Origin of the sequence: Burkholderia sp. E168m23 (assembly GCF_016586125.1) — a bacterium.
Classification (GTDB): Bacteria; Pseudomonadota; Gammaproteobacteria; order Burkholderiales; family Burkholderiaceae; genus Burkholderia; species Burkholderia orbicola.
Genome location: NZ_BCPP01001627.1, coordinates 1 through 701, shown reverse-complemented (window position 1 = coordinate 701; position 701 = coordinate 1). Strand labels below are relative to the sequence as shown.

The following is a 701-nucleotide window of genomic DNA, read 5'->3' as shown; positions in this document are numbered from 1 at the left end:
CGGGTCGCGCGACGTCGAGATCGGCTGGCGGCTCGTGCGTGCGACATGGGGGCGCGGCATCGCGAGCGAAGCCGCGGCGGCCGTCGTGCGGCACGCGTTCGACACCGTGCGCCTGCCGCGCGTGATCGCCGATATCGCGGAGGCCAACAGCGGCTCGCTGAACGTGGCGCGCAAGCTCGGCATGCGGCGCGTGAGCATCGTGCACGACGGCATTCCTTACATTCGTCATCGTCTCGAACGCGACGATTTGCGCGCGTAGCGCGGCGTCGTGCAGGCCAGGTGTCGGAGATCGTCAACCGGACGCGTATCGCGGTCATGACGGATTAACGGCGCCCGGGATCAGGAGTATCGTTGCCGGAATTTGCAACATGGGGTACGACCATGGCACTCGGCAACGACGTTCATCTCATTCCCGTCAGGCTCGACGCGCTGCGTCCGACCCAGATGACGGTGGGCTACCGCGAAGTCAAGGCGAAGCGCAAGCACTGGAAGGCGCTGAACAAGCGCGCCCGCAAGGCCGCGATCGAATCGCACTGGTTCCCGGCCGTGCTCGGCCCGGACGGACTGCACTACATCACCGATCATCACCATCTCGGCCTCGCGCTGATCGAGGAGGGCGAGGCGCGCGTGAACGCGATGCTGCTGAAGGATCTGTCGTGGCTCGACGACACGATCTTCTGGCGGATGATGGAACACAACCA

2 protein-coding genes are annotated in these 701 nt (G+C 65.6%); both read left to right on the top strand.

What is annotated here, in order from left to right; genetic code table 11:
• Positions 1-259 (top strand): GNAT family N-acetyltransferase (locus JMF90_RS39310; protein ID WP_201326574.1); only part of this gene is annotated, 259 nt, incomplete at its 5' end.
• Between the two features lie 122 nt (positions 260-381).
• On the top strand, positions 382-701 hold a 320-nt coding region (locus tag JMF90_RS39305; RefSeq protein ID WP_268906108.1), incomplete at its 3' end, for a ParB/Srx family N-terminal domain-containing protein.